Source organism: Mesorhizobium sp. P5_C1 (assembly GCF_054049815.1).
In genome coordinates, this window is sequence record NZ_JBFULQ010001119.1 from 1 (window position 1) to 973 (window position 973).

The window sequence follows — 973 nt, forward strand, 5'->3', positions numbered from 1 at the left end:
TCTTGCCGGCGCCATTCGGGCCGACGAGCCCCAACCGGTCGCCCGCCTTGAGTTCGAAACTGACATCGTCGAGCGCCTGCACGACCTGCTTGGTGCCCGACTTCGATATGTTGCCGCCGAGAGCGCTCCGACGCCGGCCAGGCGCCGAAAGCGTCAACTTTTCGAACAGGCGATAAACGAGGCTGACATTGTTCAGTTTGATGGAGGTCATGGAACTCAGATCAGGAAAACGATGCGCTTGCGATAAAGGCCCAGCAGCAGCAACGCAAGGGCCCAGACGCCGAGACAAACGTAGCCTGTCACCGTCAACGCATGCGTCGGAAAGATGCCCGCCGTGATCGGCTCACGCACGCCCTCCAGGAAGTAGGTGAACGGGTTCCAATGATAGGCATATTTTTGAACGCCCTCTTGCCCGCTGTAGACCCAGAAGACAGGCGTCAGGAACATGCCCACCCGCATCAGGTTCCCGACGATGAACTCACTATCCGGAAAGAAGGCGCCCAAGAACGCAAAGACCGTGACAAGCGCAGGAGTTGCCACGACGATGAGCAACAGGCCCAGCAACGACAGCAGCCAGTTTGTGTTGATCCCGTAACCGGCCAGCAGCAAAATAAGAACGCAACCCGCCAACGAATAACCAGCCCGGATGATGCATTGCATCGTCAATCGCATCACATACACGAACAACGGCAGCGTCGTGCCTTGAATGAAGCTCGCTTCGCGCTGGAAGAGTGACACGCTCATGGTGATGGTTTCGGTGAGGTAGAACCACACCAGCATACCGATGGCGACATAGGCTATGTAGCTTGGGTCGCTGGCGTCCTTGGTCACGAAAACGAAGACAAATGTGCCGACGAAAGCAAAATAATTGACCAGCATCCAAAGCGGACCCAGGGTCGTGCGCCTGTGCTGGTCGCCGATGTCCTCATGGGCGAGCGCGACCCAGACCCGGTGCAACCGCACGGCCTTGGAG

Annotated in this window: 1 protein-coding gene and 1 pseudogene; both read right to left on the minus strand. The window is 58.0% G+C overall.

Annotated elements, in window-relative coordinates:
* A pseudogene (locus ACXJ7R_RS34300) lies at nucleotides 1-211 on the minus strand (ABC transporter ATP-binding protein); the annotation flags it as partial.
* A 5-nt stretch (nucleotides 212-216) separates the two neighbouring features.
* Nucleotides 217-973: ABC transporter permease (locus ACXJ7R_RS34305; protein ID WP_457155666.1), on the minus strand; the 757-nt coding region annotated here is incomplete at its 5' end.